This window comes from Streptomyces sp. NPDC048484, from assembly GCF_040651415.1.
GTDB lineage: Bacteria > Actinomycetota > Actinomycetes > Streptomycetales > Streptomycetaceae > Streptomyces.
Map to the genome: position 1 here is coordinate 1 of NZ_JBEZJY010000062.1, position 13,726 is coordinate 13,726.

A 13,726-nucleotide genomic window follows, 5' to 3' on the forward strand; every position below is an offset into this window, starting at 1 on the left:
GGGGTGGGGGGGGGGGGGGGTGGGGGTGTTTGGGGGGGGGTTGGGCCCGGGTTTTTCTTGTGGCGCGGGGCCCCCCGCCCCCCCGGGCCCCCGGCCCCCCCGACGACGAGGACCGGGAGGGCTGTTGAGTCGGTGGCAGGCATGAGGGTCTCACTTTCCGTCAGGTCATCAGCGAGGGGCTCGGTGTGCGCGGGCGACCTGGCGGTGGTCGCGCCCGCATGCGGGACGGTGGGCACCCCGGTCCGCGTGGGGTGCCCACCAGGGAGTCACGAGGACTCTTCCTGCGGCAGCGGGCGGCTGTTGATCGCCTCGGTGACGGCGTACGCGGTCTCGACGAAGGACTGCGCCTGCTGCTCCGACAGATTCCGGGCGGAGGTCTCCTCCAGGGCCTGCCACAGGGCCGCAATGGGTTCGCGCATGGCCCGGCCCTTGTCGGTGAGATGGACCACCATGACACGCCGGTCATGTGCGGCCGGCTCGCGGATGACCAGGCCGGCGTCCTGCATGCGGCGTAGCGCCTTGGAGACGGTGGAGTGGTCCAGGCCGACGCTGTCGAGCAGCTCGGACTGGGTCTGGCCGTCCCGGTCGAGAAGGTGCATCAGCAGCAGTTCCTGTCCGGGATGCAGGTCCATCTCGCGGAGCAGGGCGGCGGCGTAGGCGCGGTGGGCGCGGGCGAGTTGGAAGATCGCGTAGCTCATCGGTCCTGCGCCGGCCGCTGTGGGGATGCGGGGTTCGGGGGTGGGCATGATCCGGCTCCTCAGACGGTGTGGGTGGGGTAGTCGGTGTAGCCGGCCTCTCCGCCGCCGTAGAAGGTCGCCGGGTCGGGGGTGTTCAGCGGCGCGCCGGTGCGCAGCCGCTCGACCAGGTCCGGGTTGGCGAGCGCGAGGGCGCCGACGGAGACGAGGTCGGCCGTGCCGTTGTCGATGTCCTTGGCGCGGGCGGGCAGGTCGGTGCCGCCCCGGTTGAGGATCAGCGTGGTCGGCCACATCGCGCGCAGGGTGCCCAGCAGCTCCTCGTCGCCGACGTGCATCACGTGGAGGTAGGCCAGGCCCAGGGGGCGCAGGGCGTCCAGGAGCGCCGGATACAGCTCGGCGGTGTCGGACTCGGCGATGTCGTTGTAGGGGTTGCCGGGGGAGATACGGATGCCGGTGCGCTCGGCGCCGATCTCGTCGGCCACCGCGGCGGCGACCTCGACGGCGAAGCGGATGCGGCCCTCGATCGAGCCGCCGTAGCCATCGGTGCGCTGATTGGTGTTGTCGGACAGGAACTGGTGCACCAGGTAGCCGTTGGCGCCGTGGATCTCCACGCCGTCGGCGCCTGCCGCGACGGCGGCCGCTGCCGCGCGGCGGAAGTCGTCGACGGTCGCCGCGACCTCCTGCGTCGACAGAGCACGGGGTGTCGGCATCTCCTGGGGCCCGGACGCGGTGAACATCGCGCCCTGCGGCCGGATCGCCGACGGGGCGACCGGCCGGCGCCCGTGGGGGGTGTTGTCGGGGTGGGCGATGCGTCCGGTGTGCATCAGCTGGATGACGATCCGGCCGTCGGCCGCGTGCACGGCGTCGGTGACCTTGCGCCACCCGGCGATCTGCTCGTCGTTGTGGATGCCTGGCGTCAGGAGGTAGCCCTGGCCGTCGGCGGAGGGCTGGGTTCCCTCGGTGATGACGAGCGCGTGCGAGGCCCGCTGGGCGTAGTACTCGGCGTTCAGCTCGGTCGGTACGCCTTCAGGTGTGGAGCGGTCACGGGTCATGGGGGCCATGACCAGGCGGTGCGGCAGAGATATGCCGCCAAGAGTGGTCGGCGTCCACAGGGAATCCAGCATGAGGGGGTCCTTCGATAGGGCGGTGACCGGCCGGTCACCGAAAAGGCAGGGGGTGGTCGTGGGGATGCGGTGGGCGGGGGTGCTCAGCCGACGGTCAGGACGAGCTTGCCCCGCACGTGCCCGGCGTCGCTGACCTGCTGGGCCGTGGCGGCCTGGTCGAGCGGGTAGGCGGTGACGGTGGTGACGAGCTTGCCGGCCGCCGCGTCCTGGGCCAGGGCGGCCAGGCGGGCGGTCGAGCGTTCCTGGGGCCCCTGGGAGAAGGTGATGCCCAGCTGCCGTGCACCGAAGTCGGCGATGGTGACGATGCGGTCGGTGCCGCCCCGCAGGGCGATGGAGTCCTCCAGGGCGCCCTTCCCGGCCAGGTCGAACACCGCGTCCACGCCGTCGGGGGCCAGCGCCTGCACGCGCTCGACCAGGCCCTCGCCGTACACGGTCGCGGTGACGCCGAGCGAGGTGAGGTAGTCCTGGTTGGAGGGGCCCGCGGTGGCGATCACGCGTGCTCCGCGGGCCGTGGCGAGCTGGACCGCCACAGTGCCGACGGCTCCGGACGCGCCGTGCATCAGCACGATGTCCCCGGCGGCGACCCTCAGCTGGTTCAGGACCCGCTCGGCCGTCTCGCCGGCCACCGGCAGTGCGACCGCATGCTGCCAGTCGAGGCCGGCGGGCTTGGGGGCCACGGTGGTGGCCAGCGCGTACTGGGCGTACGAGCCGGTGTCCGACCAGCCCAGTACCTCATCACCGACCTGCACGTCGCTCACGCCCTCACCCAGGGCGTCGACCACGCCGGCGAGCTCGCCACCGGGGACGGCGGGGAGGGTCGTCGGGCGGACGGCCTCCAGTATCCCGGAGCGGATCTTGCCGTCCAGCGCGTTCAGCCCGGCGGCCTTCACGCGGACCCGGACCTGGCCGGGGCCGGGCTGCGGCACCTCGATGTCTGCCTCGTGCAGCACGTCCGGGCCGCCGAACCGGTCGAAAACGATTGCTTTCATGGTGACTCCATTCCCTTCGGCCACCAGAAGTGTGGCTGGCCACGTAATGAAGGTACCAGCAATCGTGTGGCTAGCCAAGTATTCGCGAAGGCGGTCCACCTCGGCTCGCTTCTGGGCGCCGACCACTGCATGGCCGATGAAGGTGTTTCAAAGGCGGTGACGGACAACTTGTGGGTGCGGATCGGACCGCTGCTCCCGGTGCGGTCCCGGTGGTGGCGGGGTCGGCCACGTCGCGATCCCGATCGCGAAAGCGCTCGGCGCGCACGTGATCGCGACCGCCGGCGGGAGCAAGCGGAAAACCGTGGAGGGGTTCGGCGCAGACGAGGTGATCGACTACGCGACGGTCGACTTCACCGAGGCCGTCCGCGACATCGGCCTCGTGCCCGACACGCTCGGCGGCGACACCGCCGAGCGGTCACTAGAAGTGCGCCGCCCGAGCGGTCACCTGGTGACGACGCGCTACGAGGTGACGGAGCGGAACCTCCAGCGGCCCGAGCCGACTTCGTAGACTGCCTCGTTCTCTCCGTCGCGCACCAGGCGTGCTCCGGTGGGTGCCTCGGCCCGTCCGGAGACGCCGTCTCCGGAGAAGAAGGGGACGTGTACCTCGGCCGTACTGCCCGCGGGCACATCGACGGTGAGGCGGAACCGCCCGCCGTTGCGCTTCCACTCGGTCCGTGTGACTCCGAACGGAGTGCGGTACGAGCCGGACGCCGAGGTCAGGTCGCCCTCGACGGCGGGGTCGATGAGCAGTTCGGCGTAGCCGACCGAGTCGGAGGTCTGTCCGATGCCCGCGACCCGGGTGGTGAACCAGGAGTCGATGGCGCCGAGCATGAAGTGGTTCTGCGACTGGCCGGGTCCGCCGTCCCAGGACTCGCCGAGCGTGGTGTTGCCGGCGCGCACCTGGTACCCGTAGCTCGGGCTGGTCGTCTGCGTGGCGATCTCGTGGACGATGTCGTCGCGACCGTTGACGGACAGGACACGGAAGGCGGCCGGCAGGGAGATCTCGCCGAGCGTCAGGTGGTGTCCGGCGTCCTTGACCGCGGTGGTGAAGTGACCGAACAGACGGTCCTTCTCCCCCGCCGGATACGCGCCCATGTCGAGGGCGAGTGCCTCGGCGCCCTGGCCTCCCCCGCCGAAGGTCCCGGTGGCGGAGTCGTAGTACTTCGCGGCCAGTGCCTTCGCACTCGCGTCGGCCCTGGCCCGGTAGGTGTCGGCCGCGTCCTGGTCGCCGAGGACGGCGGCGGTCCGGCTGAGGGCGTCGACGACGCGCCAGTAGCCGTAGGTGCCGGCGACCGCCCGCGGGAAGGTGCGGTCCGGAGTGAACCAGTCACCAAGGCCGTAGTCGAGAATGCCGCCCGACACCTGCGTGGCGAGGAAGTCGGCGTACTGCCGCATGCCCGGGTAGTACGTGGCCATCGTGTCCCGGTCCCCGTAGGTGGTGTAGAGCTGCCAGGGGACGAGGACGAACGCGCCGCCCCAGTTGGAGTCGTTGCGGTAGGCGCCGGGCAGGCTGGTGTACTCGGGCACGGTGCTGGGGATCAGCCCGTCCGTGGTCTGCGCGTCGGCCATGTCGCGCACGATCTTGCGCAGGTAGGAGCGCATGTCGTAGTTGCCTGCGAGCGCCGGGAAGACCAGCTGGTTCTGCTCCAGCCAGCCCAGTTTCTCCCGGCTGGGGCAGTCGGTGAGGACGCTCATCATGTTGCCCTCGATGGACCGCCGGATCAGCGAGTGGATGTCGTTGACAAGCGGGTCGGAGCTGCTGAAGTCGCCCGCCGAGGTGTTGTCGGTGCGCAGCACCTTGCCGCGTACGGTCACCGTCGCCCCGTCGGGTACGCCCCTGAGTTCCAGGTAGCGGAAGCCGTGGTAGCTGAAGCGCGGGTGCCAGGTCTCGGTGCGGGCGCCGCGGGTGGTGTAGCTGTCCCAGAGGGGTCCGCCCACGTTGCTGATGGACTGGAACGCGTGGCCGTCCTTGAGGCTTTCGGCCGGGTAGCCGCGGATGGCCGTACCCGCGGGCGCGCTGACGGTGATCTCCGGCCAGCCGGCGATGTTGCGGCCCAGGTCGAAGACCCGGCTGTTCGCCGCGCCTTCGACCTCCTTGCCCTTGAGGGTCTCGACGGCCCTGATGGGTTCGGTCTCGCGGGCGCTGAGTTCGGCCGGGTCCTGTGCGGTGCCGGCCACCGCGACGGCCTTGTCCCATCGGCTGCGGTCGCCGCTCGGGTCGTCCCAGTGGGCGATCTCGCGGCGGGCGTCGTAGTCCTCGCCGCCGTACCAGTTGGAGGAGGTGGTGGGTCCCAGCGTGGTGCGCCAGTCGTCGCCGCTGGTGATGGTACGGACGCTGCCGTCGGCCAGGGTCACTTCAAGGCGGGCGATCAGCTTGGGGTCGCTCAGGTTGCCGTACAGCTTGCGGTAACGGTCGGCGGTGCTGACGACGTTCGACATGCCGTTGCCGAGGGCGACGCCGATGGTGTTGGCACCGGTCCGCAGGCGGTCGGTGACGTCGTAGGTGGCGTACTGGACGCGTTCCGCGTAGTCGGTGTTGGCGGGCTCCAGCACGGCGTCGCCCACCGGTTCGCCGTTGAGGGTGGCGTCGTAGATGCCGAGTCCCCCGATGTACAGGCGGGCGCCGCGCACCTTCGCGGGGAGCTTGAAGTCGTCGGTGAGCAGGGGCAGTCCGGCCGGCAGGTAGGGCTCGGGGGGCTGCTGCCCGTCGACACGGGCGAGCGTGCTGAACGGGCCGGTCGCGCTGTCGCCGCTTGACAGGGCGTAGTCCACCGGGAAGTTGGGGACGCGGCCGTCCGCGGTGAGGACGTCGGCGCGCGGATACAGCGCCACCTGGTCGAAGGTCTTCGCCGTCTTGAGGTCGAGGGTCAGGACCACGGGTGTCCCGGAAACGTCGGCACCGGTGTGCGCGGCGCTCGCGTATCCGGCGGCGGTCTGCAGGGCGCTGTTGGGCAGACCGTCGACGGCCAGGGCCGGTTCCCAGGTCTTGCGCAGCGTGTTGGTCTCCGAGGCCGTCACCGCGGCGCCGCGGGCGAGACCGTCGGTGGAGGTCGCGGAGTCACGGACGTCGATCTCACCGAGCTGGACGCGCCAGGTGCGGCCGGGGAAGGCCTCCTCCAGGGGCAGGCCCAGCTCGGTGACGTCCAGCCGGACGTAACGGGCCGTGGTGCGGGGGACCTTGACGACGACGGGTTCGGCGGTGCGCTCGCTCAGCCGCCAGTCCGGGTGCGTGATCCAGTCGGCGTTCCAGTCCGACTGCCGGGTCAGGCCGGTCTCGAAGACGGCGGTGTCGCTCCAGCCCGAGTCACGCGGACCGTGTGACGACCAGAGCATGACCCGCCAGTACACGCGGCTGCGGGAGCCGAGCTTCTTGCCCGCGTACGTGGTCTGCGGCACCGTCGAGCGGACCTTGCCCGAGTCCCACAGGTCGGGCCGGCCGCGGCGCAGCAGCTCCGGGGAGCCGGCCGCCTGGACGCGGTAGGCGCTCTGGCGGGTGTTCGTGGCGCGGGCGTCGGTCTCCCAGCTGAGGTCGGGCGTGGTGTCGTCGATGCCCAGGGCCTGGGTCAGGTGCTGGGTGCGCAGCCGTTCCGGGGTGATGGTGCCGGTGGCGGCAGCGGTGGTGGCGTCGGCGGTGACGGCGCCGGCCAGCACCGTCACGAACGCGGTCAGCCCGGCGAGGAGTACGGACACGGGCCGCCGGTGTCTGCTGCGAGGACGCGGTCGCGGGCGGGGTCTGAGCATGAGGGCTCCATGAAGTGCTGTACGGGACGGGAAGGGTGTTCGGAGCAGGAAGCGCCTGCGGGAGGGACGGGGCGGGGCGGGGAAAGGACGGCAGGGTGGTCAGGCGCGGGTGAGGTCGACGGTGAGGTGCTGTCGGAAGCGCAGGGTCACCGGTCCGAGCAGGCCGGACGGCAGCGGCTTGTTCCGCTCGTTGGAGAGCGTGTTGGCGACGCGGACGGCGAGGGAGTTGCGCCCCGCCCCGACCAGGCGGGTGATGTCGACGACCCACGGCGCCCAGAGCAGCGGCGGGAGTTCGGTGCCGTTGACGGTGACGGCCGCCACGTCACGGACGTCGCCGAGGTCGAGCAGCACTCGGCGCCCGTCGAGCAGCGCGCGCTCGATGTCGAGGTCCCTGGTGTAGGTGCCGCTGCCGGAGAAGAGGCGGTCGTGCTCGGTCCAGCTGCCCAGGGGCCCGGTGATCGGTGTGGACCCGTCGCGGTCCAGGGTGAGGGTCCAGTCGCCGTCCACGGTGACCGGTTCGAGCGGGTCGTCGGTGCGGGCCGTACCGCGGTACGTGTGGGTGCCGTCGGTGCCGGTGAACCGGTGGCTGCCGGCGGCCGAGGCCTCCACCGTCGCACGCAGGCTCCGGCCGTGCCGCTCGATCGCGAGGACGGGCAGCGGTGAGGCCGTCAGGTGCGGGACGGCTCGCCCGTCGTGGCGCACGACGACGATGCGGGTCTGGTACGGCTCCAGGACCAGGGGCAGCTGGACGCCGTTCTTGGCGCTCCGGTGCACGGGAGCGGTGCCGGTGCTGCCCGTCGCGGGGTCCCAGAGCTCGGGAACGCCGGTGGCCGGGAGGGTGACGGAGGTTTCGAGGCGCTCGCCGCCCTCGTTGTTGATGAGGAAGGCGGTGTCCTCGCCGCGGTGGACCCGCAGGGCCCGTACGGTGTCCTGGGGGGTCTCCAGCACGGCGGCGGCCACCCCGGCCTCGTGGGTCGCGGCCCGCAGGCCCGTCGGGTCGGCGACGCGCACGGCATGCCCCCGGCCGACGGTTCGGCGGCCGGGTACCCGCTCGCCGAACAGGTCGGTCAGGGCCCGCGTGAGGGTCCGGTCCTTGTGGTCCGCCTCCTCGGCGGCGAGGGTGCCGACGGCCACGACGGTGCCGCCGGCGCGGGCGAACTCCGCGAGGACGCGCACGGAGGTCACGTCCAGGGTGGGCGTCGCGGGCACCACCACCAGGTCGTAGCGGGCCGCGCCCACGGCCAGCCGGCCGCCGCGGACCTCGGCGCGGGCCAGCAGGTCGGGGTCGCCGCTGAGGGCTCCCTCGTGGACGAGGTCGAAGTCGACCTGGGCCCGCTCCAGCGCGTAGGCGGCGTCGGCGAGGGCGCCGTCGACCTCGCCCTGCCGGTCGGTGCCGGTCCACTGCTCGGCGGCGCGCTGCGGCTGCAGCACGGCGGTACGGGCGCCGGACGTGCCGCGCCCGGCCTCCATCACCCGGCCGATCCACTCGGCGAGCGGCCGCATGGCCCACCACCAGGGGGCGCGCGGGCCGAACGGCGGCGGGAAGTAGACGCGGACCTCGTCGGTCCACAGGGCGTGCAGCACCGTCAGGTTGACGCCCCGGGCTGCCTGCGCGCCGACCGTCGTGTGGACGAACCCGGGCGTGACCTGCCAGCCCATGTTGCCGAACATCTCCAACAGGGCCCGCTCCCGGCCCATCTGGTGCGCGACGGACACGGGGTTACGGGGGATCATGGTCTGCTGGCCGGCCACGTACTCGGCGGTGATGATGTCGCCGCCGGGCACGTGCGCCCACTGGTTGACCTTGTGCAGGTCTCCGGTGGAGGGGATGCGCTTGGCCGGGGACGTCTCATCGTAGAGCGGGTTGGTGATCAGGGCGACGTCGCGCTGCTCGTACCAGCGGGCCTGCTTCTGGAAGTAACGGGCGAAGCGGTTGGACACGGCCTGCCAGTAGCGGCCGCGGGCGATCCTGCCGTCGCGGCCGAGGTCGTCGAAGGCGCAGGCGTAGGCGACGCCGGGCTCGACGTCCACCGCGCGCAGCGCCTTGTCGAGCGTGGGTGACCAGGGCAGGCGCTTGAAGTGCGCCTCGGCGGAGGCGAAGAACGGCTCGTCGTCCCAGAAGCCGGGCATCACCGTGCCGAAGTAGCGGCGGAAGCGGCGGTGGTACTCGCCCGGGACGATGTCGAGGAACAGTTCCACGGGCTCGTCGTCGAGCAGGTCGACGTAACTGCGGCTGTAGCCCTGGGTGTCGTCGATCAGCGGGGCTCCGCCGAACAGGTCGAGCTGCCAACGGCCCGCCGGGACCTGCCAGGTGTGTCCGCCGCCCAGCCGGGCGGTCAGGTCGACGACTTCGGTGGCGTCCGTGGTACCCACCGGGCGGGCCGCGGCGGCGACGGCCGTGGCTTCGGCGCCGAGGCGGGCGCGCTCGGGGAAGTTCCCCGCGTCGGCCGGGTCGTCGAAGGAGGTGGTGTGGAGCGAGGTGCCGTCGGCTCCCTGGACGGTGAGGCTGTCCCACAGGGAACGCTGGTCGGCCACGGCCCGTACGCCCGCCCCGCCGGTCGCGTACCGGTCGTCGTCGAGGGTGCCCTTGTCCTTGCCGTCGAGGGTGACGGACAGCGTGGCCGCGCGGACGGTGACGGCCACCGTGTGGAACTTGGTCTTGTTGAAGCCGTCGGTGCGGGCGCTGCGCAGCAGTTCGACGGGGTCGGCGCCACGCGCCAGTCGCAGGACGGTGACGACTCCGGTCTGGTCGAAGGTGACGGCGTACCCGTCGAGTCCGTCGGCGGAGGCCCGGACGACGAGGCCGGCCGCCGTGTGTTCGGCCTTGGCACTGCCGGTGACGGTGTAGTTCGTCCACCCGTCGCCGCCTCGGAGCACGGCGGCGCCGCCGAGCACGGCCGCGTCGGCGACCAGGTGTCCGGCGTCCACGCCCACCCCGCTGCTGCGGCGCAGGTCGACGGTGGCGGGGCCCTCCACCATGGTGGTCGAGCGCCACAGTGCCTTCAGGCGCAGGTCGGGCCGTGGCTCGTAGGTGCGGGAGCCGACCGTGCCGCCCTTGATGACGTACTCCCCCGCGCGCCCGCTGGGGAAGTGGTCGTCGTTGAACAGCCACACCCGCATACCGGTGCGTTCCGCGGTGCGCAGCACGTGTCCGACGATGTCGAACCACTCCTCGGTGAAGAACACCGGCTGCATCTCGGCGTTGTCGAACGGGAAGAGCACCACCTCGTACATGCCTTTGTCCCGCAGATCCGCCATCTGCCGGTCGACGAGTTCGGGGGTGACGGGCCCGTTCCAGTACCAGTAGACGGTCGGTCTGCTGTCCCTTCGGGGGTCGGCGAAGTGCCGTGCCGAGAAGGCGCGTTCGCCGCTCGTGGCCGTGCCGCTCGTATGCGTGGCCGCTTCTCCCGCCGCGTGGGCGGCGTCGGGCAGGCCGACCGCGAGCACTGTGCCCGCGGCACCGGCAGCGGCCACGAAGCGGCGTCGGGACAGGTCGTCGTGAGACATGGATGAACTCCTGCGTGAACGACGGGCGCCGGGGCGCCCGCTGGACGGAACGGTGTACAACGGAGCGGTGTACGGACAGAGGGAGCCGGTGCTGGACAGAGCACCGGAAGCAGCGGGTCAGCCGGCCGTCAGGCGCGCCGCCTCGGACGCGCTCAGGGCCCGGTTGTGCAGGCGGAAGTCACGGACCGCGCCGTGCAGGTACGGGTGGGTGGTGTTCTGCGAGCGGCCCAGGTAGTTGCGGGTGCTCGCGCCGAGGAGCAGCGGGCTCGCCACCATGGTGTCGTTGCGGCCGGCCTCGACGCCGTCGAGGTAGAGGACACCGGTGCCGCCGCCGAGGGTCAGTGCCACATGGACCCACAGGCCCACGGGGAGCGGGCCGGTGGCGTCGATGACGTCCTCGGCCTCCATGCCGGCGATCTTCAGGGCGACGCGGGCCCGCCGGGCACCGGTCGTCGCCGCCAGGAACAGATAGGTCTCCTTGTGAAATCCCAGGTCGAAGACGCGGGCGGACGCGACCAGGGTGTCCACGCGGACCCGGACACTGACGGTCAGTTCGTCGAGTCCGCTCGGCAGTCCGGCGGGGAGGGCGATATGGCCGCCCTGTCCGTCCAGGGACACGCACCGCACACCGTCGGCTTCGGCTTCGGCTTCGGCTTCGGCTTCGGCTTCGGCCCAGGTGGCGCCTCCCGCGAGAGTGGCATCGGCGAAGGTGCCGGTGCGGTCCGCCGCCGAGGTGCCGTTCCCCTCGTCGAAGGGGTAGCGGGCGATGTCCCGTTCGCGTGCGGGACGTGGCTCCACTGCCCAGTAGACGTTGTAGCGCTGGTGGTGCACTTCGTGGAACGGCCGCAGTGGCACGCGGCGGTCGTCGGCGAGCACGCTGAACGCCGTGGTATCACCGGACCCCTGACGCAGGCTCTCCGGCCGGATCGTGGGCAAGGTGGCGAGCGGAGTGTCTCCGTACTCTCCGGCGAGGACCAGAGGCCCGTACGAGAGTGACTTCACCTGCGGGTTGTCAGGTGCTGCCTGCCAGACGGGCCGTCGGGGCAGCACGAGTTCCACGGTCTCGCCCGAGCGCCAGTGCCGTTCCAGCGCGGCGTACGTGCCCGGCTTCAGCCGGGCCGGGAGGTGCCGGCCGTTGAGCTCGAGCCGGGCCGCGCCCCCGGTGTCCGCCACCCAGGCGGGGACCCGCATCCTCAGAGTGAAGCGGGCGTCTCCCCCGGTGACAGTGAGGCGGGTACGGTCGGTCGTCGGATACCGGGTCTCCTGACGGATGGTCACACCTGTTTCCCGCCAGCGCAGTTCGGAGGGGATGAACAAATTGACGTACAACGAAGGACCGCGTGTACTGCGGGTGCCGCGCGCGCGGAAGTAGATGCTGTCGGCGAACTTGGTGTGCGTCTCCAGGCCGGAGCCGTGATCGCAGGAGAAGTTGCCGTAGTCCCCGCTGTAACTTCCGGGAGCCGCACCGAGGCCACCCTTGGGCTGCCGCTCCGAACCCGCCCACAGTCCGGTGTAGTACGTGACGAATCCGTGCTCGGAGTCGGGATCCTGCTCGCCGAGCAGCTGATTGTAGAGCGTCCACTCGTAGTGATCCATATACGCGGCGTGGGAAGGGCGGTGCAGGAACAGCTGACGGCCGAGCTTGAGCATGTTGTAGCTGTTGCAGTTCTCGCAGGTCACTTCGGAGAGCCGGCTCACGATCTCGCCCGGCGGGCCGAACAGTTCCTGGTTGGAGTTGCCGCCGATGGCGTACGAGTGGTCCCGTACGACCGTCGTCCAGAAGTGGTCGGCGATGTCGAGGTAGCGCCTCTCCCCCGTGGCCTCGTAACTCGGTACCGCTCCCACCACCTTGGCGATCTCGGTGTTGGCGTGGCGGCCCGCGAGTTCGTCCCGGCCGGCGGCCAGCGGGGCGTACAACTCCTCGTGGTCGAAGCGCCGGGCGGTCCGCAGATGCACCTCGTCGCCCGTCACCAGACGGAGGCGGGCGAGCACGTCGTTCATACCGCCGAATTCCACCTTCAGCAGCGTCTGCATCCGCTCGCGGGAGAGCGGTGCGGTGCGGGCGTCCACCCAGGCCGCCATGTCCAGCAGCACGTCCAACGCCTGCTTGTCGCCGCCGAGTTCGTACTGGTCGAGCAGCCCCGCCATGATCTTGTGGAGGGTGTAGTACGGGGCCCACGGCTTGCCGCCGGCCTCCAGCTGGTCGAAGACGGACTCGGGGAACGCGGACAGATAACCGTGGTGGTAGCCGGCCGCCGGGGCCGCGCGCTGGCACTCGGCCAGTGCCGACACGAGTGAACGGGCCTTGGCCGCGTAGGCGTCGTCGCCGGTGTTGGCGTACGCCTGGGCCAGTGCGCTGAGCAGATGTCCGGTGGTGTGGCCGCGCAGTTGGATGCCCGGCGCCTCCCAGCCGCCGCAGGGTTCGGCGGAGGAGGGCAGTCCCACGTTCAGGCGGAAGGTGTGCAGCAGCCTGTCGGTGTCGACGAAGAGCAGATACGCACAGGTGCGCCGCATGTTGGCGAGGAAGGGGCTCTCCAGCAGCCGGACATCGGCCATCCGGAAGGCGGTGAGGGCTGACCGCGGTCCGGCCGTCGCGGCGGCGGCCGACGGCGGCCCGGCCTCCCTTGCGACGGCCTCCTGCGGGGCCAGTGAGGCGGCGGCCGCCGTGGACGCTACGGCCAGGATCTGACGGCGGGACGGGACAGGCGTGTCACGCGGTGCGGGCAAGGCGCCGTGCTCCTTCCGGGCAGGGTGGAGTACCCCCGGACGCGGCCATGCACGCGGGGGTGGCGCGCGGCGGCGACGGACCGGAGTTCCGACAAACTTGAATCGTTTTATATCGTCCGCGGGAGACGGTAAGCGTGCACATTGAAGGCGTCAAGAGGCCGCACACAGAGGGGATTTGAATCGTTCAAAGTGATCAAGAGTGCCACTGTGTCCCTGACCGGTTCATCGGCGAACCCATGGGCGGACCGATGTGCGGACCGATGTGCTCTGTGCCTGCCGTCGAGCACGCCACCGAGGACACCGCCGAGTGGCGGCGGCCGGCACGGGGCGCAAAGATGCACTGGCGGGGATCCGACGATCACGTCCCGTCCCAGGAGGCGTACGTCGTCGTGTCCCGGGCACCCGCCGACGGCACTGCCCCCCCCTGGTCCGCCGACATCGAGGAGCTCCCATGTCCAAGCCGCCTCTTCCGCCCGAGGCCGTCGAACTGCTGAGCCGCCCCAACGCGGCCGTCGTCGCCACTGTGCGTTCCGACGGTGCGCCCGTGTCCACGCCCACCTGGTACGTGTGGGAGGACGGCCGGGTGCTGATCAGCATGGACCTGGGGCGGGTACGGCTGAAGCACCTGCGCCGCGACCCGCGGGTGACGCTGACCGTCCTGGACGGGGACGACTGGTACACCCATGTCACCATTCTGGGCGAGGTCGCCGAGATGAAGGACGACGAGGGCCTGGTCGACATCGACCGCATCTCCCGGCACTACACCGGCGAGCCCTATCCGGACCGGGTCCGTCCCCGGGTCAGCGCCTGGATCGAGGTCGACCGGTGGCACGGCTGGGGCGCGCTGAAGGACAGCGACCAGTCGGGCTAGGCGCAGGCATTCACGTACACACTTACATGGGCCCAGATCCACGTACGGCCGGGCGCCCGGTCCGCGTTCGAC

7 protein-coding genes and 1 pseudogene are annotated in these 13,726 nt (G+C 71.3%); 2 read left to right on the top strand and 6 right to left on the bottom strand.

Annotated features, from left to right (window positions below; all coding sequences use genetic code 11):
- Positions 1 to 266: 266 nt before the first annotated feature.
- The 3 genes from AB0D14_RS39420 to AB0D14_RS39430 form a co-directional block, all read right to left on the bottom strand.
- On the bottom strand, positions 267 to 746 hold the full coding sequence (locus AB0D14_RS39420) for a MarR family winged helix-turn-helix transcriptional regulator (protein WP_362788620.1): 480 nt from the start codon (positions 744 to 746) through the stop codon (positions 267 to 269).
- 11 nt (positions 747 to 757) lie between these two features.
- On the bottom strand, positions 758 to 1,819 hold the full coding sequence (locus tag AB0D14_RS39425; protein ID WP_362788623.1) for an alkene reductase: 1,062 nt from the start codon (positions 1,817 to 1,819) through the stop codon (positions 758 to 760).
- A gap of 83 nt (positions 1,820 to 1,902) precedes the next feature.
- The gene (locus AB0D14_RS39430; protein WP_362788626.1) at positions 1,903 to 2,808 is read right to left on the bottom strand and encodes an NADP-dependent oxidoreductase; all 906 of its coding nucleotides are present in this window, start codon (positions 2,806 to 2,808) and stop codon (positions 1,903 to 1,905) included.
- A 208-nt stretch (positions 2,809 to 3,016) separates the two neighbouring features.
- Here AB0D14_RS39430 and AB0D14_RS39435 point away from each other — a divergent pair.
- A pseudogene (locus AB0D14_RS39435) lies at positions 3,017 to 3,262 on the top strand (zinc-binding dehydrogenase); the annotation flags it as partial.
- A 5-nt stretch (positions 3,263 to 3,267) separates the two neighbouring features.
- Here AB0D14_RS39435 and AB0D14_RS39440 read toward each other — a convergent pair.
- The 3 genes from AB0D14_RS39440 to AB0D14_RS39450 all read right to left on the bottom strand — a co-directional run bounded on the left by AB0D14_RS39440 (position 3,268) and on the right by AB0D14_RS39450 (position 12,783).
- Positions 3,268 to 6,549 (bottom strand): family 78 glycoside hydrolase catalytic domain, encoded by a 3,282-nt coding sequence (locus AB0D14_RS39440; RefSeq protein WP_362788629.1) that lies wholly within the window; start codon positions 6,547 to 6,549, stop codon positions 3,268 to 3,270.
- Between the two features lie 99 nt (positions 6,550 to 6,648).
- On the bottom strand, positions 6,649 to 10,056 hold the full coding sequence (locus AB0D14_RS39445; RefSeq protein ID WP_362788632.1) for a glycosylhydrolase-like jelly roll fold domain-containing protein: 3,408 nt from the start codon (positions 10,054 to 10,056) through the stop codon (positions 6,649 to 6,651).
- A 117-nt stretch (positions 10,057 to 10,173) separates the two neighbouring features.
- The gene (locus AB0D14_RS39450) at positions 10,174 to 12,783 is read right to left on the bottom strand and encodes a beta-L-arabinofuranosidase domain-containing protein (protein WP_362788635.1); all 2,610 of its coding nucleotides are present in this window, start codon (positions 12,781 to 12,783) and stop codon (positions 10,174 to 10,176) included.
- Between the two features lie 451 nt (positions 12,784 to 13,234).
- On the opposite strand from AB0D14_RS39450, the gene AB0D14_RS39455 reads away from it, so the two are divergent.
- Positions 13,235 to 13,654 (top strand): PPOX class F420-dependent oxidoreductase, encoded by a 420-nt coding sequence (locus AB0D14_RS39455; RefSeq protein WP_362788638.1) that lies wholly within the window; start codon positions 13,235 to 13,237, stop codon positions 13,652 to 13,654.
- Positions 13,655 to 13,726: the final 72 nt, after the last annotated feature.